The sequence below is a fragment of the Devosia sp. genome (genome assembly GCF_036563435.1).
Lineage (GTDB): Bacteria > Pseudomonadota > Alphaproteobacteria > Rhizobiales > Devosiaceae > Devosia.
This window is the reverse complement of record NZ_DATCMJ010000003.1, coordinates 1-20,325: the sequence shown is the minus strand read 5'-3', so window position 1 is coordinate 20,325 and position 20,325 is coordinate 1. Positions and strand designations below refer to the sequence as shown.

General features: G+C 63.9%; 18 protein-coding genes and 1 pseudogene. 13 read left to right on the top strand and 6 right to left on the bottom strand.

The genetic code is table 11. The features are described from left to right. The first annotated feature begins 16 nt into the window (after window positions 1–16). From VIL88_RS02930 to VIL88_RS02885, 10 genes are all read left to right on the top strand, one after another. On the top strand, window positions 17–1,726 hold the full coding sequence (locus VIL88_RS02930; protein WP_331985786.1) for a bifunctional protein-serine/threonine kinase/phosphatase: 1,710 nt from the start codon (window positions 17–19) through the stop codon (window positions 1,724–1,726). A 63-nt stretch (window positions 1,727–1,789) separates the two neighbouring features. Next, entirely contained in the window at window positions 1,790–2,377 is a 588-nt protein-coding gene (locus VIL88_RS02925) for an ANTAR domain-containing response regulator (protein ID WP_331985784.1), read from the top strand. Between the two features lie 6 nt (window positions 2,378–2,383). After that, window positions 2,384–3,604: a CmpA/NrtA family ABC transporter substrate-binding protein gene (locus tag VIL88_RS02920; RefSeq protein ID WP_331985782.1), complete on the top strand. Its 1,221-nt coding sequence runs from the start codon at window positions 2,384–2,386 to the stop codon at window positions 3,602–3,604. 236 nt (window positions 3,605–3,840) lie between these two features. Continuing rightward, the gene (gene cysG / locus VIL88_RS02915; RefSeq protein WP_414650103.1) at window positions 3,841–5,271 is read left to right on the top strand and encodes a siroheme synthase CysG; all 1,431 of its coding nucleotides are present in this window, start codon (window positions 3,841–3,843) and stop codon (window positions 5,269–5,271) included. 90 nt (window positions 5,272–5,361) lie between these two features. Continuing rightward, window positions 5,362–6,228: an AraC family transcriptional regulator gene (locus VIL88_RS02910; protein ID WP_331985780.1), complete on the top strand. Its 867-nt coding sequence runs from the start codon at window positions 5,362–5,364 to the stop codon at window positions 6,226–6,228. A 128-nt stretch (window positions 6,229–6,356) separates the two neighbouring features. Then, window positions 6,357–8,459: a TonB-dependent siderophore receptor gene (locus VIL88_RS02905; RefSeq protein ID WP_331985778.1), complete on the top strand. Its 2,103-nt coding sequence runs from the start codon at window positions 6,357–6,359 to the stop codon at window positions 8,457–8,459. Between the two features lie 72 nt (window positions 8,460–8,531). Then, window positions 8,532–9,332 (top strand): tonB-system energizer ExbB, encoded by an 801-nt coding sequence (gene exbB, locus VIL88_RS02900; protein ID WP_331985776.1) that lies wholly within the window; start codon window positions 8,532–8,534, stop codon window positions 9,330–9,332. Beyond that, window positions 9,332–9,772 carry a TonB system transport protein ExbD gene (gene exbD, locus VIL88_RS02895; RefSeq protein WP_331985774.1) on the top strand — a complete coding sequence of 147 codons (441 nt, stop codon included), beginning with the start codon at window positions 9,332–9,334 and terminating at the stop codon, window positions 9,770–9,772. Before exbB ends, exbD begins: the two co-directional genes overlap by 1 nt. Further along, window positions 9,769–10,698, top strand: coding sequence for an energy transducer TonB (locus tag VIL88_RS02890; RefSeq protein ID WP_331985772.1), 930 nt, complete (start codon window positions 9,769–9,771; stop codon window positions 10,696–10,698). The genes exbD and VIL88_RS02890 overlap by 4 nt, the downstream gene beginning before the upstream one ends. Window positions 10,699–10,757: 59 nt before the next feature. Next, window positions 10,758–11,579: a Ku protein gene (locus tag VIL88_RS02885; protein WP_331985770.1), complete on the top strand. Its 822-nt coding sequence runs from the start codon at window positions 10,758–10,760 to the stop codon at window positions 11,577–11,579. Here the strand turns inward: VIL88_RS02885 and VIL88_RS02880 are convergent. The 3 genes from VIL88_RS02880 to VIL88_RS02870 form a co-directional block, all read right to left on the bottom strand. After that, the gene (locus VIL88_RS02880; protein WP_331985768.1) at window positions 11,576–12,442 is read right to left on the bottom strand and encodes a Ku protein; all 867 of its coding nucleotides are present in this window, start codon (window positions 12,440–12,442) and stop codon (window positions 11,576–11,578) included. The genes VIL88_RS02885 and VIL88_RS02880 overlap by 4 nt on opposite strands. Window positions 12,443–12,501: 59 nt before the next feature. Continuing rightward, on the bottom strand, window positions 12,502–14,268 hold the full coding sequence (locus VIL88_RS02875) for a sensor domain-containing diguanylate cyclase (protein ID WP_331985766.1): 1,767 nt from the start codon (window positions 14,266–14,268) through the stop codon (window positions 12,502–12,504). Between the two features lie 229 nt (window positions 14,269–14,497). Further along, window positions 14,498–15,712 (bottom strand): MFS transporter, encoded by a 1,215-nt coding sequence (locus VIL88_RS02870; RefSeq protein ID WP_331985764.1) that lies wholly within the window; start codon window positions 15,710–15,712, stop codon window positions 14,498–14,500. A 138-nt stretch (window positions 15,713–15,850) separates the two neighbouring features. Here VIL88_RS02870 and VIL88_RS02865 point away from each other — a divergent pair, with 138 nt between their 5' ends. Continuing rightward, window positions 15,851–16,057, top strand: a complete 207-nt coding sequence (locus VIL88_RS02865) for a hypothetical protein (protein ID WP_331985762.1) — start codon at window positions 15,851–15,853, stop codon at window positions 16,055–16,057. Here the strand turns inward: VIL88_RS02865 and VIL88_RS02860 are convergent, their stop codons facing one another. Both VIL88_RS02860 and VIL88_RS02855 read right to left on the bottom strand, forming a co-directional pair. Then, complete coding sequence (locus VIL88_RS02860) at window positions 16,058–16,555, bottom strand: hypothetical protein (protein ID WP_331985760.1); 498 nt, start codon at window positions 16,553–16,555, stop codon at window positions 16,058–16,060. Window positions 16,556–16,559: 4 nt separating this feature from the next. Beyond that, on the bottom strand, window positions 16,560–17,717 hold the full coding sequence (locus VIL88_RS02855; protein ID WP_331985758.1) for a zinc-dependent alcohol dehydrogenase: 1,158 nt from the start codon (window positions 17,715–17,717) through the stop codon (window positions 16,560–16,562). Between the two features lie 168 nt (window positions 17,718–17,885). On the opposite strand from VIL88_RS02855, the gene VIL88_RS02850 reads away from it, so the two are divergent. Beyond that, window positions 17,886–18,806: an iron-siderophore ABC transporter substrate-binding protein gene (locus VIL88_RS02850; RefSeq protein ID WP_331985756.1), complete on the top strand. Its 921-nt coding sequence runs from the start codon at window positions 17,886–17,888 to the stop codon at window positions 18,804–18,806. Between the two features lie 52 nt (window positions 18,807–18,858). Here VIL88_RS02850 and VIL88_RS02845 read toward each other — a convergent pair whose 3' ends face one another. Next, entirely contained in the window at window positions 18,859–19,875 is a 1,017-nt protein-coding gene (locus VIL88_RS02845) for an Ldh family oxidoreductase (protein WP_331985754.1), read from the bottom strand. A gap of 252 nt (window positions 19,876–20,127) precedes the next feature. On the opposite strand from VIL88_RS02845, the pseudogene VIL88_RS02840 reads away from it, so the two are divergent. Continuing rightward, window positions 20,128–20,325, top strand: a pseudogene (locus VIL88_RS02840) (hypothetical protein); the annotation flags it as partial.

The following is a 20,325-nucleotide window of genomic DNA, read 5'->3' as shown; positions in this document are numbered from 1 at the left end:
CTGCATCATCGACACGTTGACCGTATCGATCGGCCACTATTCGAGCCGTGGCCGCAAGGCCAGCAACCAGGATTTTCACGGCGCGCTCATTCCCGAGCCGCCGCTTCTGGGCATGAAGGGGCTGGTGGCGGCCGTTGCCGACGGCATTTCCACCAGCGCCGTCAGCGCCATTGCGGCAGAAACGGCGGTCAAGTCCCTCCTGACCGACTACTTTTCCACCCCCGACAGCTGGCCGGTTCGCACCGCCGCGCAAAGGGTGATCGCCGCCACCAACAGCTGGCTCTTTGCGCAGGGTCAAGGCGGCAGCCATCCCGATGATCCGGACCGCGGCTATGTCTGCACCTTGAGCGCGCTGATCCTCAAGTCTCGCTCCGCCCATATCCTTCATATCGGAGACTCCCGGATCAGCCGCCTTGCGGGCCCGAGCATCGAGCCTTTGACGGAAGATCATCGCAGCGGTGGCAGGAAAGGGGATGCCTTGCTGGCGCGGGCCCTGGGCATCCGCCGGCATGTGGAGATCGACTATCTCCGCAAGCCGCTGGCGGTCGGGGACATCTTTGTCCTGACCACCGACGGCATACACGGCTTCGTCGACGGGCTCACAATGGCCCAGATCATTACCCGAAGCAGCACCAATCTCGATCAGGCCGCCAGCGACATCGCGGCCCTCGCAGTGGAACACGGGAGCGACGACAACCTCACCATCCAGATCCTGCGCGTCGACGCGCTGCCCAGCGGTGGCCTTGCAGAGCATCTGGAAACCCCGCCCGACGTGCCACTCCTGCGCCCGTTGCGGGAGCACGACGTCATCGACGGTCTCCGCGTCGTCCGGCAGCTGCATGGCAATGCGCGCAGCTGCGTCTACCTGGTCGAGGAGCCAACCACGGGCCGGCAGCTGGTCCTGAAGGCACCGGTCATGGACGAGGGTGGCGACACCACCGCCTTGCGCCAGTTTCTGCTGGAGAACTGGGTAGCCGCCCAGGTCGACAGCCCGCACCTGCTCAAGCCTGTCCAACGCCCGGTGCCACTGACGGCGCTTTATCACCTGACCGACTACGTCGCAGGCGAAACACTGACCGAGTGGCTGCGGCGCCATCCCCACCCCAGCCTCGGGGAGGTGCGCACCATTGTCGACCAGATCGGAAAAGGTCTGACGGCGCTCCATCGCCGGTCGGTGATCCACCAGGATCTTCGCCCTGACAATATCCTGGTGAGCCGCGAAGGCCGCGTCACCATCATCGACTATGGCTCGGCCAGCGTCGGCGGCATTGTCGAACTGGAGGATGCCGATCCCGCTGGCGTATGGCCTGGCACCTTGCAATATACCGCGCCCGAATGCCTGCTGGGCGAGCGAGGGACCATCCAGTCGGACCTCTTTTCGCTCGGTGTCATCACCTATCAGATGCTGAGCGGGCGCCTGCCCTATGGCGATCGCGCCAGCCGCATCCAGAGCCAGCGCGATATCGCGCGCCTCCAGTTCTCGCCGCCTGAGGGCGTGCCGCCCTGGACTGAGGCAGCCATCGAGCGCGCCGTCACGCTCGACCCGCGGCAGCGCTATGGCGAGGTCTCGGAATTCCTCTACGACCTGGCCCATCCTGCGAGCCAGAGCGGCATGCCAGGCAAGCCGGCAAGCCCGCCCAGCCAGCGCCTGCGCTTCTGGCAGACCACGAGCCTTGTGCTCCTTTGCGCCGTTTTCGTGCTCCTGGTCCTCCTGGTGGTGCGCTAATGCCGGGCAACCATGCATCCTGCGCGCTTGTCCGGGCGGACGCCGCGTGAGTAACTCCTCCCGATGAGCGCTGCAGAACTATCGATCCTGATCATCGACGAAAACCGTATCCGCGCCTCCATCATCGAGGATGGATTGCGCGAGGCCGGGCACAGCCGGGTGACGGTGCTACACGAGGTCAACCAGGTGGCCCGCGCCATCCAGAGCAGCGACCCGGACGTGATCGTCATCGATCTCGAAAACCCGCAGCGCGACACGCTGGAACATTTCTTTTCCCTGTCCCGTGCCGTGCAGCGGCCGATTGCCATGTTCGTCGACCGCTCCGACGGCGCCATGATCGAGAAGTCGGTGGAAGCAGGCGTTTCGGCCTATGTGGTGGACGGGCTGCGCAAGGAGCGGATCAAGCCTATCCTCGACATGGCCATTTCCCGCTTCAATGCCTTTTCCAAGCTACGGCAGGAACTGGCCGAGGTGCGGAGCGAGCTGGAAGACCGCAAGCTGATCGACCGGGCCAAGGGCATTTTGATGAAGACACGCGGCATCAGCGAAGCGGAGGCCTATGGCCTCCTGCGCTCAACAGCGATGAACCAGAACCGCAAGCTGGTGGAGATCGCCCAAAGCCTCATCACCGCTGCCGACCTGCTGGGATAGAAAGCCATGTTCACCACCCGCCTCACTGCCGGCTTCCTCCCTCTCTTCGACAGCGCCCTCCTGGTGCTGGCGCAGGAATGCGGCTTTGCCGAAGCCGAAGGGCTGGAGCTGCAGCTGGTGCGCGAAACCAGCTGGGCCAACATTCGCGACCGGGCCGCCCTGGGTCATTTCGAGATCGCGCAGATGCTGGCGCCCATGCCCATTGCGGCCAATCTCGGACTCACCCCCATTGCCACGCCGATGATCGCGCCCGTCGTCCTTGGCCTCGGCAACAACGGCGTGACCGTCAGCGCCGCTGTGTGGAAGTCTATGCAGGAGCAGGGCGCTCCGGGCGATCTCGCAGCAGGGCCGGCGGGTCAGGCCTTGGCCAAAGTCGTGGCCGCAACGAAGCGCAAGCTGCGCTTCGGCGTGGTACACCAGACATCGTCGCACAATTACGAACTGCGCTACTGGCTCGCCGCCAGCGGCATACAACCCGGTCGCGACATCGAGATCGTGGTCCTGCCGCCGCCACTCTTGCCTGACGCGTTGGGCGCCGTCAGCATTGACGGCTACTGCGTCGGCGAACCCTGGAACAGCGTCGGCGTGGCGCACAAGAGCGCCCATATCGTCACGGTCAAGGCGTCGATCTGGCAGTCGAGCCCGGACAAGGTGATCGGCATGCGCACGGACTGGGCCGAGCAGCATCCCGATCTGGTCGATGCCGTGGTCCGGGCCATCTACCGAGCGGGGCTCTGGTGCGCCGATCCAGCCAATCATGGCCAGGCAGCGCGGATCATGGCTGGCTCGGCCTATCTCGACCAAGACGAGAATCTCGTCCACCGGGCCTTGAGCGGCATGCTGGATGTGGGTGCCGGTCGGGTCGAAACGGTGCCCGGTTTCTTCATTCCCCATGCCAGCGCGGCCAACCTCCCTTGGCGCAGCCACGCCCTCTGGTACTACACGCAGATGGTGCGCTGGTGCGATGTGGTCCCCAGCGACGCCGCGGCCGCCATTGCCCAAGCCAGCTTCCGCCCCGACCTCTTCCGTCGAGCGCTCGCGCCACTCGGCGTCAGCTTGCCGCTCACCGACAGCAAGGTCGAAGGGGCTAGGGCAAAAGAACAGGCGATCCCCGGCAGCCTCGGCGCCATCCCGATGCTTCCCGACCGCTTCTTTGACGGCCAGATCTTCGATCCGACCGACATCCAAACCTATCTGGAGCAGCAGGCGCAACTGCCTCAGACTTAGGCAGAAGGTTCGGCTTTTGCGCAAAGAGACCACCGTCGTCAGCACCGAGGCCTGCTGAAGCCCCTAAGATCAGCGATCTTGCCGCTGGCACGACTTATGCAGGAGTGAACGGGAGAGGCGTCCAGCGACGGGCGCCATGGCAAAGCCGCCAATCGTCACCGGGTCGTCAGGCCAGGATAGCGATTGGCGGCTTTTTCGTTTCAGGAGGTGCTCAAGTGAGCCAGTCGAACCCTGCCCTGCAAGCGCTCCCCGCCACGCGCCCGCCCGAGCGCATGGCCGAACTGGCCGTGCTGCCAGTGTTCCTCGACCTGCGCGGCAAGCGTGCCCTCGCCATCGGCGGATCGGAAGCGGCATGCTGGAAGATCGAACTCCTGGTCGCCGCCGGGGCAGAGGTCCATGTCTTTGCGCCGCGTCACGAGCGCTGCACCGAACTGGAACACCTCGCCGGCAGGGTCACTCTCCTCGACCGTGACTGGTCAGATGCCGACCTGACCGGCGCGGCCTTTGCGGTGGCGGACATCGAAGACGAGGCCGACGCCGTCACTTTCGTGACGGCAGCCAAGGCGGCGGGCGTGCCCTACAATGTCATCGACAAGCCGCAGTTCTGTCAGGTGCAGTTCGGATCCATCGTCAACCGCTCGCCCCTGGTGGTGGGGATTTCAACGGCGGGTGCGGCACCGATCCTCGGCCAGGCGGTACGCCGCCGCATCGAAACCACCTTGCCCCGCACCCTTGGCAAATGGGCGCGCTTTGCCGCCGCGATCCGGCCGCGCGTGATGGACCTCCTTCCTGCGGGCCCCAAGCGGCGGGCTTTCTGGGAAGGGGTAGCCGAACGCGCCTTTGGTCAGTTGCCGCCCACCGCTGACGATGCACAGGTCGAGCGGTTCGCCACCACCTCCACAGGCGGGCGGGTTACCCTGGTGGGCGCCGGACCGGGCGACGCCGACCTCCTGACCATCAAGGCCGTGCGTGCGCTCCAGTCCGCCGATGTGATCCTGTTCGACGACCTCGTCTCGGCAGAGGTGCTGGAAATGGCTCGCCGCGAAGCTAGGCGCATGCTGGTCGGCAAACGGGCGGGCCGCGACAGCTGCAGGCAGGACGACATCAACCGGACCATGTTGACGCTGGCGCGCCAGGGCAAGCATGTGGTGCGGCTGAAGTCTGGCGATCCGATGATCTTCGGTCGCGCGGGCGAAGAGATCGCCATGCTCGAACAGCATGGTATTAGCGTAGAGGTCGTGCCCGGCGTAACGGCCGCACTGGCGCTCGCCAGCCGCCTCGGCGTGTCGCTTACCCATCGCAATTGTGCGCAATCGGTGCGTTTCGTCACCGGCCATTCGCGCCTGGGCAAGCTGCCAGAGAACCTCGACTGGCGCGCGCTCGCCGATCCGGCCACCACCAATGTCTACTACATGGCCCGCCGGACCCTGCCCTCCATTGTCGCGGAGTTACTGGCCAAGGGTATGGACCCCGCCACACCAGCCATCATCGCCAGCGATGTCAGCCGCGCCGGTGAGCAGGTCTGGCGCGGTCCGGTTTCAGCAGCGCCCGAGGCAGCCGAAGGCTTCGACCTAAGCTGTCCAACGATGTTCGCCGTCGGCGAGGCTCTCGCAGTGGCAGCGGAAGCCGTCGCTGGTGAGACACAAGGCGACCGCATCGCGGTTTAGCTTGGATGCATGGCATGCATTCGCCCACGGATACGTGACAGGGTGAGTCAGTCGCGGTAAACTGACAATGTTAGTCCAGTTTAGCGCGCCATGTTCCACCCCAATATGCAATCCACCGTAGAGGGCTTTTTCCCCCACGGCATGCCCAGCTGGCGCAGCTGGGGCGGCATGCTCGCCGACGTGTGGGAGGTGACCGGGGCTTCGGGCGCCAGAGGTGAGTACGTCTCGCCCCATGCCCGTCTCTTCGTCGTGCTCGACGAAACCAGGCCATGCTCCATCCAATTGACACTGGACCCGCGCAACGAAAGCACGGGCCAAGGCCGGCTCAGCTATATCCCACCGGGGGTCAAGACCTGGTCCTTTGTGGGTGAAGACGTCCATCTTCGCCATCTCGACCTTCATCTGGATCTCCAGCACTTCGCCACGCGCCTCAACATGCCGCTGGACCCACGGGCCGCCGAAACGCCGCGGCTGATGTTCAGCAACGAGCGCATCTCCGCTCTTGCCGCGCTGCTTGCCGCGGATTGCGCCGGGCCGGGGCTGCACCAGCTCTATGGTGAAAGCCTTGCGACGGCGATCTTCGTGGAACTCTTCCAGCTGCCGCCGCCGCGCAGCGAGACGCGCGGCCAGCTGTCGCCGCGCCGACTGCGCCTCGCGACGCAGTTTCTCGCCAATCACTGCCGCGAAACCGTACTCTTGCAGGATCTTGCCGCATTGGTTGGCCTTTCGCCCTCGTACTTCAATGCGGCGTTCAAGGCCTCCACCGGGCTGACGCCGCATCAGTGGCAGATGCGCTCGCGCATCAATTGGGTCAAAGACCGCCTGATCGAACAAAACGCCAGCCTTAGCGCCATTGCCAATGCGGCAGGTTTCGCCGATCAGGCGCATATGACGCGCGTGTTCAAGCGCTCCAGCGGGCAGACACCGGCCGCCTGGCTTCGCAGCAAGCAGCTGTGAAATTGCCGCAAGATCGTTCAACCGATCACAAGGTCCGACAATCCCTGAGAACAAAGGTGAGTTATTAGCTCACCTTTGTTGGAACACATCTGTGGCAGCACGGCGGCCACGGGGCTCAGGAAAAACCCATGCAGACGACGCTCTCCCGCGCGCTACTCCCCTTCCTTCTTCTCACTACGGCGCTCGGCAACCAGGCCATGGCACAAAACCAGCCGATCGCGCTCGGCGAGATCGTGGTTGAAGCCGATGGTACCGGCCAACCGGCAGCGGCGGTCAGCACCACGGCAGGCTCGAAGCTGCCGGTCGCCATCACACAGGTGCCGCAGTCGATTTCGGTGGTAGATCGCAAGCAGATCGACAACAGCCCCGGCCCCAAGGCCGATGCTGCCCTGCGCTATTCTGCCGGTGTCACCACGCAGACCTATGGCGCCGATGCCGACACGGACTGGTTCTATGTGCGCGGCTTCCAGGCCGACCAGACGGGCATGTTCCTCGACAATCTGTCGCTCTACCAGACCGGCTTCGGCACCTTCCTCGTCGATCCCTACCTGCTCGAACGCATTGAGGTGCTGAAGGGCCCTGCCTCCGTGCTTTACGGTGGCGCCAATGTGGGCGGCCTCGTCAACTATGTCAGCAAGCGTCCGACTGGCGAGCGCTTCCTCACCACCGAAGCGGGCATCAACAATTTCGGCAACGCCTATGTCGGTGTCGATGGCGGCGACGTTCTGGCCGACGGCGACCTGTCCTACCGCGTCACCGGCAAGCTTTCCGGCGGCGGCTGGGAGACCAAGCGCGCCAGCGATCTGCGCGGCGTGATCCAGGGCAGCGCCACCTGGACGCCGAGCGAGGACACCTCGCTTACGCTCTATGGCACCTACCAGAACGTCAATCTCGACCACACGGCGACCGGCTTCCTGCCCTTCGTCGGTACCGCTGTCGACGCCCCTGGGGGCGTCCGCATTCCGCGCGACTTCAACTATGGAGAGCCGGCGATCGATGTCTACGAGCGCCAGCAATACACGGTTGGCTACGAGCTCGAACAGGCGATCGATGGCAACTGGACGGTACGGCAGAATGCCCGCTATGCCGCCGTCGACCTCAACGAAGACGCGATCTACAGCAATGGTGTGCTCACCGGCACAAGCCTGGGCCGCTATCGCTGGGCTCATCACACCAAGGCTGGCATCCTGACGATCGACACCCAGCTCGAAGGTGAAGTCACGACGGGTGCCGTGGACCACACGCTCCTCTTCGGCGTGGACTACAAGAACTACCGCCATGAAGCGGCAACCTTCTTTGCCGGTGCCACGAGCATCGACGTACTCAACCCGGTCTACACCACACCCTTTAGCCCGAGCACCCTCACCCCGGGTGCCATCACCAACATGCAGCAGCTGGGCCTCTATGCCCAGGACATCATCCGGTTCGACGACTGGCTGCTGACGCTCAACGGCCGCTACGATTTCGCGCAGACTTCGGTGCAGAACGTCACCACCGCCACCCGTGAAGAGGGCGTGTTCAGCGGCCGTATCGGTCTCGGCTACGAGTTCGACAATGGCCTCACCCCCTATGTGAGCTACGCCACATCCTTCAACCCGACGCTCTCGTCCGACGCGGCTGGCGTTCCGTTCGCCGGCGAACGCGGCGAGCAGTGGGAAGCGGGCCTCAAATATGAGCCGACCTTCATGGACGGCCTCATTACCGCATCGGTCTACAACATCAACCGCAACAACGTGATTGGTCCTGACCCCGTGCCCGGCGATCCAGCGCGCCAGGGTCCTGTCGGTACGGTCAACATGAAGGGCGCCGAGCTCGAAGGACTCGTAAACGTCCAGGACTTCACCATCCGCGGCGCTCTCACCTATCTGGAAGCCGAAGTGACTCGCGCCACCGGCACCACGCCCCTGGGCAACTCACCCACCCGCATCCCCACCCTCACCGCATCGCTGGGCGTGGATTATACCTTCCACGACGGCAGCCTGGACGGTTTGACGATCGGAGCTGGCATGCGCTTCCAGGGCGAGAGCTGGGCGGACGAAGCCAACACCACCCGCGTTCCGGCTGCTGCCCTCTTCGATGCCAGCCTGCGCTACCAAAAGGACGACTGGAGCGTCGCGCTCAACGTGTCCAACCTGTTCGACACCAGCTATGTCGCCGGCTGTCAGTCGCTCACCTCCTGCGGCTACGGTGCAGGCCGCACGGCAACCATCAGCGTCAAGAAGAGCTGGTAAGCCTCGACCCTTGATGACCAACATGTTCTCCGGCCGCGCTGCGGCCGGAGATTTGCTTTAGTAGGTTTCGGCATGATCCTCCGCCTGTTCCGCCCATCCCTCGTCAGCCTGATGCTGGTCGCGCCCGCCTGGGCCCAGGCGACGGCAGAGGCGCCGCCTGCCCTGCCCGCAGCGCTCCTGCCCCATGACCTTTCCCCCTGGGCCATGTTCATGGCGGCTGACTGGGTGGTCAAAGGCGTGATGATCGGGCTGGCCTTGGCGTCGCTCCTGACCTGGCTGATCCTTGTGGCCAAGACGCTCGAGATCCTTGGGGCCAAGCGCCGCATGCGTCGGACGCTTCGCGCCGTCTCGACCGCCCGTACGCTCCAAGATGCACTCCTCGCCTCCGAACGGCAGCGCGGCGCCGGACGCGTGCTGCTCAGGGCGGCTGAAGAGGAGGTGCGCCTGTCCTTCGATGCGCTGCCGAACGCCGGTGGCGACGGCTTGAAGGAGCGCGTTGCCTCCCGCCTGGCCCGGCTCCAAGCCGCGGCGAGCCGTCGCCTGGCGCGCGGCACCGGCCTTCTCGCCAGCATCGGTTCCACAGCCCCCTTTGTCGGTCTTTTTGGTACCGTCTGGGGCATCATGAATGCCTTCATCGGCATCTCTCAGGCGCAGACTACCAACCTCGCCGTGGTCGCCCCCGGCATCGCCGAGGCGCTTCTTGCAACGGCGATCGGCCTGGTCGCCGCCATCCCGGCCGTGGTGATCTACAACGTCTTTTCGCGCTCCCTTGCCGGCTATCGGCAGGTGCTGGCCGATACCGCCGCCGCCATCGAGCGCCTGGTGTCGCGCGACCTCGACTTCAGCCACGCGCCCAAGGCGGAGGCAGCGTAATGGCGGGCGGCATCCGCGAGAGCCAGGACGACGAACTGGACGAGCAGCACGAGATCAACGTCACGCCGTTCATCGACGTGATGCTGGTGCTCCTCATCATCTTCATGGTCGCCGCGCCCCTGGCGACTGTAGACGTCAATGTCGATCTCCCTGGCTCTACCGCTGCGCCGCAGCCGCGGCCCGAGCAGCCGGTCTATGTCACCCTGCGCGACGATCTTTCGATAAACATCGGCAATGAGCTTGTGGCGCCCGCGGCGCTCGCTTCCGCACTGGAGACAGCCACCGGGGGAGACCGCGAGCAGCGCCTCTTTCTTCGCGCCGATCAAGCCGTGCCCTATGGCGAGTTGATGGCCCTCCTCAACGACCTGCGCGCCAGCGGCTATCTCAAGATTGCGCTGGTTGGCCTCGAAACCCTTCCCGGGGCTGAAGCCCTGCCATGACCGGTGGAGAGCGCTGGGGAAGCGACCACTTCGACGGCTTTTCCACACTCGACCTCGGGCGCTGGGCGGCGGCCGTCGTAGTCGTTGCTGCCGGCGGCTGGGGAGCCGCCTTTGCACTTCAGTCCTTGCCTGCACCTGCCGTCGTGCCCGGCGTCGCCGCCGAGCCGGCCATCCTCATCGATCTGGCACCCATGCCTGAGCCTGAAGCCGAGCCCGTTGCCGAGGTGGAACCCGCTCCCCAGCCACCCGCCGTCGAACCAGTGCCACCGGAAGCAACCGAGCCACAGCCCGAACCGCCCCCGCCGGAGGTCGCTCCGCCAGAGCTCGAAAAGCCTCGGGAGGTCGTGCAGCCAGAGCCAGAGCCAGACCCAGAACCAGAACCTGTCCCCGAGCCTCAACCGGAACCCGAACCAGAACCGGCCGAGCCGGAAATCGCACCTCCACCGGAGCCCGAAGAACTCGCCGAAACCGTTGCTGCCGTGCCCATGCCCGTGACCATGTCGCAACGCATCCGCGAGCAGCGCGAAAAACCGACGGCGCCGCCCAAATCGGCACCGCAACAGCCCAGGCCCACCGCCAGCACGCCAACGCCGCGGCAGCCGCAGAGCGCGCCCGCTTCCCCGCCGCCTGCCGCGGCCAACACGGTGTCGCTCCAGCAATGGCAGGCGCAAGCCTTGGCCCGGCTCGACCGGCGCAAGGTCTATCCGCGCTCGGCACAGGCGCAGGGCATCGTCGGCGCCGTGGTGATCAGTTTCACCGTCGGTGCCAGCGGCCAAGTCGGAGCGGCCAGCGTCGTGCAATCGTCGGGCGCCGCGGTGCTGGACCAGGCTGCGCTCGACACCGCCCGGCGCGCCTCGCCGCTGCCACCACCGCCGCCGGGCTATGCCGATCGCGCCATGAGCGCCACGATCCGCTTCGTGCCCTGAGGCTTGCGGAACGGAGCCACCGCGGCAGCGTTGCTTCCCGTTGTGACATGGAGGCATTCATGGCAGTGCGGCCCTATTGGAAAGGCTATCTCAAGCTTTCGCTCGTGACCTGCGCCGTATCGCTGACGCCGGCGACCACGCAGTCGGAGAAGCTGCGCTTCCACACGCTCAACCGCAAGACGGGCCAGCGCATCCATACCCAGTATATAGACGCCGTCTCCGGCAAGCCGGTGGACGACGAGGACCAGACCCGTGCTTATGAAAAGGGCGAGGACGACTATGTCATCCTCGAGGAGGAAGACCTCGACGCCGTCCAGCTCGAAAGCACCCGCACCATCGCCATCGACGAGTTCGTCCCCAGCGACACCATCGAGTGGGTCTACTATGACAGCCCCTACTTCGTCGTTCCGTCTGACGAGGTGGGCGAAGAGGCCTTCACCGTCATCCGCGAGGCCATGGCCGAAAGTGATGTGGTGGGCATTTCCCGCCTCGTCCTGGGCGGCCGCGAACGCGCCGTAATGCTCCAGTCCTGGGACAAGGGCATCATCCTCTGGACCCTGCGCTTCGGCGACGAGGTGCGGGACGAGGATGAGTACTGGAAAAGCGTGAAGGCGGAAAAGCCCGATCCCAAGATGCTCTCCATGGTCGGGGATATAATCAAGCAGCGCACCACCTCGTGGTCCGATACCATGGTCAAGGACCCGGTGCAGGACCGGCTGCTCGATATCATCAAGGAAAAGCAGGCGCCCAAGCGCAAGGGCAAGGCCAAAAAGGAAGAGCCGGTGGCTATCGAGCCGCAAAGCAATGTCATCGACCTGATGGCCGCGCTCAAGAAGAGTCTCGAAACCGAACCCGAAGCCCCCCGGAAGCGGAAGAGCTAGCTGGCCTTGCGCCGTTCCGCGGCAGGCTCGGCAGCAGGTTTCTTGGCGGCCCGCTTCCTCTTGGGCGCAGCCTTTGCCGGTTCATCGCCACTTCCACCGGCGCTGAGCCGCAGAGCCTCGAGCAGGTCGTTCGCCTTGGTCGGTTCGGGCCGGCGCAGCGGCACGACCTTGCGGCCTTCGATCTTGGCCTTGACCAGCTCGGCAAGCGCCTCCTCGTAACGATCGTCGAACTTCTCGGGCTCGAACTTGCCCGCCTTGGTCTTCAGGATATGCTGGGCAAGCTGCAGCATTTCGGGCTCGATCTTGCGCTGCTCGATCTCGTCGAAGGCTTCCCGCGCCGAGCGCACCTCGTAGTCAAAGTTGAGCGTCGTCGCGATCAGACCCTTGCGATGTGCGCGGATCAGCACCGGACGGAGCCTGCGGAACAGGACGGTGTGAGCAATCGCGGCCGCCTTCTGCTTGCGTAGGGCCTCGCGGATCAGGACGAAACTGTCCTCGGTCGCGTCCGAGGCGGGCAGGAGATAGTAGGGCTTGTCGAAATAGGTCGGCTCGATGCGGTTGCAGGCGATGAAGGCATCTACGGTCAGGCTCTTGTCGCTATTGGGCACGGCCGCCGCGATCTCTTCGGGTTCGAGCACTACATACGATCCCTCATGGGTCTCGTAGCCCTTGACCTGGTCTTCCTTCTCCACCGGCTTGTTGGTCTTGTTGTCCATATAGACGCGCTTGAGCCGATGGCCAGTCTCGCGGTTGACCATGTGGAGGGAAATGCGCTCCGAGGTCGTCGCTGCGGTATACATCTTCACCGGGCAGACAATTTCGGCGATCTTGATTACACCCGACCAAACTGCACGCGCGGCCATAGCGTTCTCCTGTTTGCTTCAGCAACGGCTCGGTCCGCGCTGCCGTTCCCTTGGAGGATTCAGCCTGAATTGACGGTGGGCGGGACCTGCTGCTCTCCTGCCGTGCGGTTACGGCCACCAGCCTTGGCCGCGTACAGAGCCTGGTCGGCCAGGTGCACCAATTCGTCGGGCGTCAGCCATTCATGCTCCTGCGTGGCAAGGCCAAGGCTTGCCGTGACCTTGAGCCATGGCGGGTTGCAACTATGGGGAATATCGAGCTCCTCGATCCGGCGCCGCATTTCCTCTGCCACTGTCTGGGCGCCGGCGGTATCGGTCTCGGGCAGCACGACGACGAACTCCTCGCCACCATAGCGCGCCGCGAAATCGGCAGGGCGCCGCATGCAGCCTTCGATGGCTTTCGCCACCTGCTGCAGGCAGGCGTCCCCCGCTAGGTGACCATACCTGTCGTTGAAGAGCTTGAAGTGATCGACATCGATCAGCACCACAGACAGCGGCCGCCGGTCACGCCGGCAACGCGCCACTTCCTGTTCGATCCTTGCGTCGAAGGCCCGCCGGTTAGGAATGCCGGTCAACCCATCCAGCGTGGCCAGTTCCTGCAGCTTGTGCTCCAGCACCTTTCGCTCGGATATGTCCCGGGTCACCGAGACCACCCCCAGCATCTCCCCGGCCTCGGTTGCCGGCAACACGCTCAGCGTCGACTCCACCCATTTGGTGGACCGGTCCGCCGTGACCAGCCGGAACGCCACTGTAGCACTCCGTTCGCCGCGGTAGAGGGAAGCGACCGCCGCCGTCACGAATTGCCGGTCCTCCGGCAAAATGCTCTCAAAAGCGTTGGTGCCAACCAGTGCCTCGGACGGTACGCCCAATATGTGGATCGCAGAGGGAGAGACATAGCGCCTGATACCGTTGAGATCGATCCGCTCCACCAGATCGTTGGCATTGTCCGCCAGAAGGCTCAGTTCCGCTTCCCGGGCCGCCAGGATCAGATCCGACTGCCGCCTAGCCTGGTTCTGCCGGTAAAGCTGCAATAAGAGCACCGCTCCGGCCAGCATGGTCACGGCCAAAGCGCCCCAACGCCACCGCGCGCCCTGGATCCAGGTTGCAGTGGCCTCGCTCTGGGACACGGCCGTCAAGACGACGAGTTGGCTCCTCCAGCTGCGATGAAATCCGCCAATGCGCTGGATCGCATCGATCGGCGATTGGTAAAAGTAATGCCCGGTGTCCGTCTGGCTGAGATGGCGCACGAACAGCTCATGATCGGAGATATCTCGCCCAAGGATGTTAGGGTCAAAGGGGGCACGAGCCAGCACGACGCCATCACCGCGCACCAAAATGGTCGAACCCAGCTGCCCGGTCTGGAAATTTTCGAAATAGTCGCCGAAAGTCTGAACAGCCACCGACGCCAGCACAACGCCGCCGAAGCTGCCATCGGCCTTGTTGAAGCGCATGGTAACGGGGATGATCCACTCCCCACTCGACCGGCTGACCACAGGTGCACCCACGGCTGCCAGCCGGCTCGACGATGCGGCGTGCTGCTTGAAATAGTCACGGTCGGCGTTGTTGGCGCCCGCCGGCGGTTCCTCGGCGGTAGTCAGAAGCCAGTTCCCCGCTTCATCATAGATAAAGAGATCTCGTATTGGTGGCGTACCAATCTTGAGGCGCAGCATAAGGGTCCGCAGCTCGTCGAGGCGCTGGCCGTCGGTCCCCAGGTTTTCCAGCTGCGCTACGACAGCCACCAAAGGTGTCTTGGCAAGTTCAAGCGTGTCTTCGGCGTGTTGAACAAAATACTGGGCGAGTTCGGAGGTGCCATCTTCGACCCGCGTCATCTCGGCGCGCCAGCCCACCACTTCCCCCCAGGCCAGCAAGGCGATGGTGCCAAGGCACGCTAGGGCGAATAGCCCCCTTGTCAGCCAGTTGCTTCTATGTCGAGTTGCCGCAGGCATTGCTATTCCCTCATCGGAGGAGAGACTAACATCAACGAGTTGAGCCGACGTTCACGGCTGACTGATGCTCCTGGTGGTTAAAGCATCCTGAAACCCCGAAGTTCCGGAAGGCTTATCCTGCCAGGCGCGCGCGCAGCCGCGTGTTGAGCAACAACATTCCCCCTGCGCTTGCAGCCGGAATCGCTGCCAGCACCAGCCAGGGCAGCGATGCAGCGGGGCTTGTGACCAGTGCCTTGTCCAGCAATGGTCCCAGGGCAACATTGCCCACCAGAACCGCCATCCCGCCAGCGGAAGCCATGGCCCCAAAATACATTCCGCTCGGGCGGGCACCCGCAAAGCCGGCGACGAGGTCGGACACAAAGGGCCTCGCCAGCATAGAGCCCAGTGTTAACAGCGCCACCATCAGCGCCGCCGGAAGCAGGTGAAACGGGGCTGCCAGTGGGGGCTGAACGGCGAATACTGCCAGGGTTGCAAAGGCAAGCCCAACCACGAGGAAACCCAGCGGAATGCAGACATGGGAACCAAGACGTTGGCCAAGCCGCGTCACCGGAACCTGCAGCGAGACGACCAGCACCGATGCAATCATGAACATGGGCGCGAGATCCTGCGCCGTACCGCCCACCCGGGCGATCTCCACCGGCAAGGAAAGGTAGAGCTGGTTATAGGCAAAGAGCTGTGCGCTGTTGGCCAGGACAAAGGCCAGGAACAGGCGGTCCCTGAACAAGGCAGCCCAGGCCGGCTTGGCGCGTGGCATATGCGTCACCTCTCCGCGCGGGAGCCAGAAGAACAGTACGACAAAGGCACATACAAAGATCGTCGCACCGGTAAACGCCATTGAGCGGAAGCCCGCCCCGGTCAGCAGGGCGGCGAACATGGGTCCGAGAACCGCGCCCAGCTCTCCCCAGACTGAAAGAAGCGCGAAGTACTGGGCCCGGCTGCGCTTGCCCTGCCCTTGGCTGATCTCGCCGATCTTGGCCATCAACGAACTGATCGCCGGCGAAAACAGCGCTCCGCCAACACCAGTGAGGCAGGCGCCCGCGAGCACTATAGCCAAGTGCCCACCAATCCCCAGCATCAGGAAGCCGGCGACGCGCACGACGCAGCCGAGGAGGATCATGCGGCGCGGCCCCAAGGCGTCAGACAGTGCGCCACCGAAGACGAACAGGCCCTGCTGGCTGAACGTTCGCAGCCCCAGCACCAAACCGACGATGCTTCCGGCAAGCAGCATGTCCTCGCGCAGATAGATCGCGAGAAACGGCACCACCATGTAGAAGCCGACATTGAAGACGAACTGGCTCGACAGGAGCAGGCTGGGACTAACGGGCATCACGCACTCGATTGTTGCGTGATCTCTAGACGGCCCCCCGGCAAAGGGGAAGCTGGCTGCGCCCTCACCTGCTCGATCCTATGGAGCACCATGCATCGTCAGGCGTTATGCGCAGAGACCAACAGGGGATATCTAATGATGAACGAGTTTACCGGACGCTGGCTTTCCCAAGGCGAATGGCACGGGACGGACTTCACCCACTCCTCATCCGAGTACGAGCATGACGGCGAACACGGTCCGATGCGCCATGCCTATGTGGAGCAGGAGGGTACCCGCGTCGGCGTCTGGGTTCCGGCGAGCTGGAGCGACGAGGAAGCCCGTGCCGCTCTTGAAAGCAATTGGTAGCTAGTGGCGGCGGCTTGGCGCCGCTCGCACCAGTGCGGTGATCACGGCCAGCACAGCGCCGGTCACCGCAACTTTGCGGATCAGGCCAGGCATATTGTGTTGAAGTTCGGAACGGATGCCCATTTCAGCAGGTATGTTGGGAATGCGGCCATGGATCAGGTCATCACCAATCCCCTCGACCACGTTGATGCGGTCGGCCGCCAGAAGCATCAACCAGTGGCTCCATTTGCCCTCGCTTTTCTTGAAGGCCTGGCGGCGGATAGCGCCGCTTAGGCCGCTCGGCGGCGTCGAGGTGCCGAATACCGCCGTGCGCCGGTTGTGCTCGGTGGAGCGGAGCAGTTCGATATCGCGTCCCTGCAGGGTCGGCCGTTCCCAGTCGAGTCCGCCCTTGCTCTCCTGCGACCGGTCGCGCATCGGATAGGTCGGGTCGTTCTGGGGATCAGCATCGACGCCCCAGCCGACGACTGTGCTAGGGTCGATCCGCTGCTGCGCGGCCATGCCCTCAGGAGACATTGACTGAGGAAGGGACGAGGACGGGCTTGATGCATCCGTCGAGCTTGGCGGAAAAGATGTGGTAGGCATCGGCAACCTCCTCGAGCGGCACTTTATGGGTGATGAGAGCTTTGGGATTGATGCGGCCGGCCTGCACATGCTCGATCAGCCGCGGCAAGAGGCGTTTCACCGAAGCCTGGTTAGCGCGAATAGTGATGCCCTTGTTCACGACATTGCCGATCGGCACGATATTGCCGGTTGGGCCATAGACGCCCACGATCGAAACGATCCCGCCCTTCTTAACCGAGTTGATGGCCCAGTGGAGCGCCGTTGCCGCACCCGCTTCGAGCTTGAGCTTGGTACCCAGCAGCGAATGCATGGCGCTGCCGGCAGCGTCTCCCCCCACCGCATCGATGCACACGTCTGCGCCCAGCGAGTCAGTGATCTTCTTGAGAAAGTAGACCGGGTCTTCCACCGAGCGGAAATTGTAGACCTCCGCTGGGCAATACTGCCGGGCAAAATCCAACCGGTATTCAAGGTGATCGATGACAATCACCCGACCGGCGCCGAACAGCCAGGCGCAGCGCGCCGCCATGATGCCGACAGGACCAGCGCCGAAGACGACCACCGTGTCGCCGCGCTTGATGCCGCCCATTTCGGCTGCCTGGTAGCCGGTTGGCACCACGTCGGTCAGCAGCACGGCGTCGTCCAGGTCCATGCCCGGGGGGATCACCGTGGGACCAACATCGGCATAGGGCACGCGCACATACTCGGCCTGCCCACCATCGTAGCCGCCCGCTGTATGGGAATAGCCGAAGATGCCGCCCACGGCCGTGGCTTCGGAGTTGGATTCATGGCAGTTGCCGAACAGCCCCTGCTGGCAGAAGTGGCATTTGCCGCAGGCAATGTTGAAGGGCACGATCACATGGTCGCCTACTTTGAGGTTTTTGACCTCGGAGCCGACCTCTTCGACGATACCCGTGAATTCGTGACCGAAGGTCATGCCGATCCGCGTATCCGGCACCATGCCGTGGTAGAGATGAAGATCGGAGCCGCAGATGCAGGAGCGCGTCACGCGCACGATGGCGTCTTCCGGATGCTGGATGGTTGGCATCGGCTTTTGTTCAGCGCGCACCCGGTAGGGGCCGCGATAGTCCATGGCCAGCATGGGCGATCTCCTTGCAACTGCTCTGCCAATGTCATCGCGGGATTGAAGTTCCCAAGGCGGGCCATGTCTTAACTTGGGCGCTAAAGCCCGGCCGCAACGCCGCGCTTGACTTCTGCGGGGACCAACTGGAAAAAGCTGACGCTGATTGTCAGTAAATGAGAAACCTTCATGACTTCGCGTCGCAGTCTTGTTCTTTTCGCCCTCCCACTCACTCTTCTCACCCTTGCCGTTCCGGCCTTTGCGCGCGAGGTGACACACGTGATGGGCGTCACCACCGTTCCCGATCAACCGCTGCGGGTCGTTGCGCTTACCAACGAGGCGACCGAGGACCTCCTGGCCTTGGGCATCACCCCGGTCGGCGCCGTCCGCTCGGCCAACGCCAATCCATGGTTCGACCATGTCGCCGCGCAGCTTGCCGAAACCGAAGTGGTCGGCGAGGAGCTGGCGCCCAATCTCGAACTGATCCTTTCGCTCGAACCCGACCTGATCCTGGGGAACAAGAAGCGCCACGAAAAGATCTACGAGCAGCTCTCGGCTATCGCGCCCACCGTCTATGTCGAGAACATCACCGGCCAGTGGCGCGACAACCTGGCCTTCTATGCCGAAGCCTTGGGCAAGTCCGCCGAAGGCGAGGCTGTGCTCCAAGCCTATCAGGATCGTGTTGCGGCGATGAAGGCAGCGCTGGGCGATCGCGTCGGCGAAAAGGTCGGCCTGATCCGCTTCATTGCCGGGCAGAACTATGCCTACAACAATGACAGCTTCTCGGGCTCCATCCTGCGCGACATCGGCTTCGGTCGTCCTGCGGCGCAGGACAAGCCGGGCCTTGCCGAACCGATCGGGCCCGAGCGCATCCCCGAACTCGAAAGTGATCGCCTGCTCCACTTCAGCTATGAAGTGGGCGATGGCGGCGCGACCAAGGAAGCCCAGACCTGGATGGCCTCGCCGCTCTGGCAAAGCCTCCAAGCCGTCAAGACCGCTCATGTCTATGGCGTGTCCGACACCGTCTGGGCCACTGCAGGCGGCGTCATGGCTGCCCACCTGGCGCTCGACGACATCGAAAAGATCTACGAGATCGAATCGACCCGTTAGTTCTGGCCTCACGCATAACCGGCGACTGGTTTGCCGGCTGCGCTCAGAACGATCACCGGTAGCCGAGAAAGCGTGCCGTGTCAGGATCGATGGGAATGCCCTCAGCATCCCGCCGATCCGCTTCAGCCCATTCGCGATCACCGGGCGCCAACACCTTGCCGGCGCCGGGCGGCGAACCGCGCAAGGCGCTCAGATAGCCGGTGATCGCCTGCCTAAAGAGCTCAGCGCCGACGAACTTGGCCGGGTCCACTACGAGCACGAAGTGCCCCATATTGCGCGGCTCGTGGATGTTGTCCGTTCCATACATGGGAATGAAGTTGGGGTCGCGCGTCGTTCCGGTCAAGAGCGCCGAGAAGAGCGTGGCAACGCCCGCCAGTCCCGCCCCCTTGAAGCCGAAAGCCTCTCCACCGAGCGGCAACAGCATTTCCGCTTCATGTGGATCGGTCGTTGGCGACCCGTTCTTGTCCGCGGCAACGCCGCCCGGCAACGGTTCGTCAAGCGAACGATGCAGCAGCACCCGGTTCATCGGGATGGAAGAGGTCGCCATGTCCAGCAGCCAGGGCCTGCTACCCGGCACAGGCGCGGCAAAGGCGAGCGGATTGGTACCGTGGAAGCGTTCGGCGCCGTGGAACAGCGCCACCATTGCATCGGTATTGGTGGTGACAAAGGTGATGTAGCCCTGCTCGGCGCCCCAAGTGGCATAGGCACCCGCAGCGCCGAAATGGCTCGAATGCTCGATGCCGATGCCGGCGACGCCGCTTTCCTTGGCCATCGTGATGCCTGCCTCAACGGCCATATAGGCTGCATAGTGACCAAGGCCATCATCGCCATGAAGCATGGCGCTGCCCGCGCCGGTCTGACGCAGCACCGGTTTCGGGTGCTTGTTCACACGTCCCCCGCGGAGCATGCGACAATAATGCTCGACGAGGCGGATGCCGTGGCTGTCGACGCCAATGAGAGACGCGTGCATCAGCGCCCGGATAGCCGCTTCGGCCGACTCGATGCTGGCGCCGGCAGAATGCAACGCCGCTTGTGCGCGGTCCTGCAAATCCTGTGCAGACACAACCATTTGCTGGTCATTGCGCATCGGCTTCACCTCACTCCTGGACCGGCGCAGCCTCGCACTGCCCGGCATGATGGATCAAGAGGGCCGCGCCATCGACTGTTGTCGCGCACGCAGGAATCAATTTCCTCGCCGCCCCATGGACGTGAGGTATTTTCGCAACATTTTATGCGACACTCGGTTGCGGAGGCTCGTCCCGTCTTGTACCTGAGCCGGTGCAGGCGTAGTTTGCAAACACCTACTCCCTAGGAGGCTTTAATGTCCGTACGTGTACTTCTCGCTGGCGCTTCGCTCGCCGTCCTCGGTTCGGTTGCCGCTCAGGCCGCTGACCTCATCATCCCGACCACGCCAGAGCCGATCTATGAAGCTGCTGGTTTCGACTGGGAAGGCCTCTATGTCGGCGCTCGCGTCGGTGGCCAGTTCGTCGGCGCTGTCAGCGGCGGCACCACCTATGCC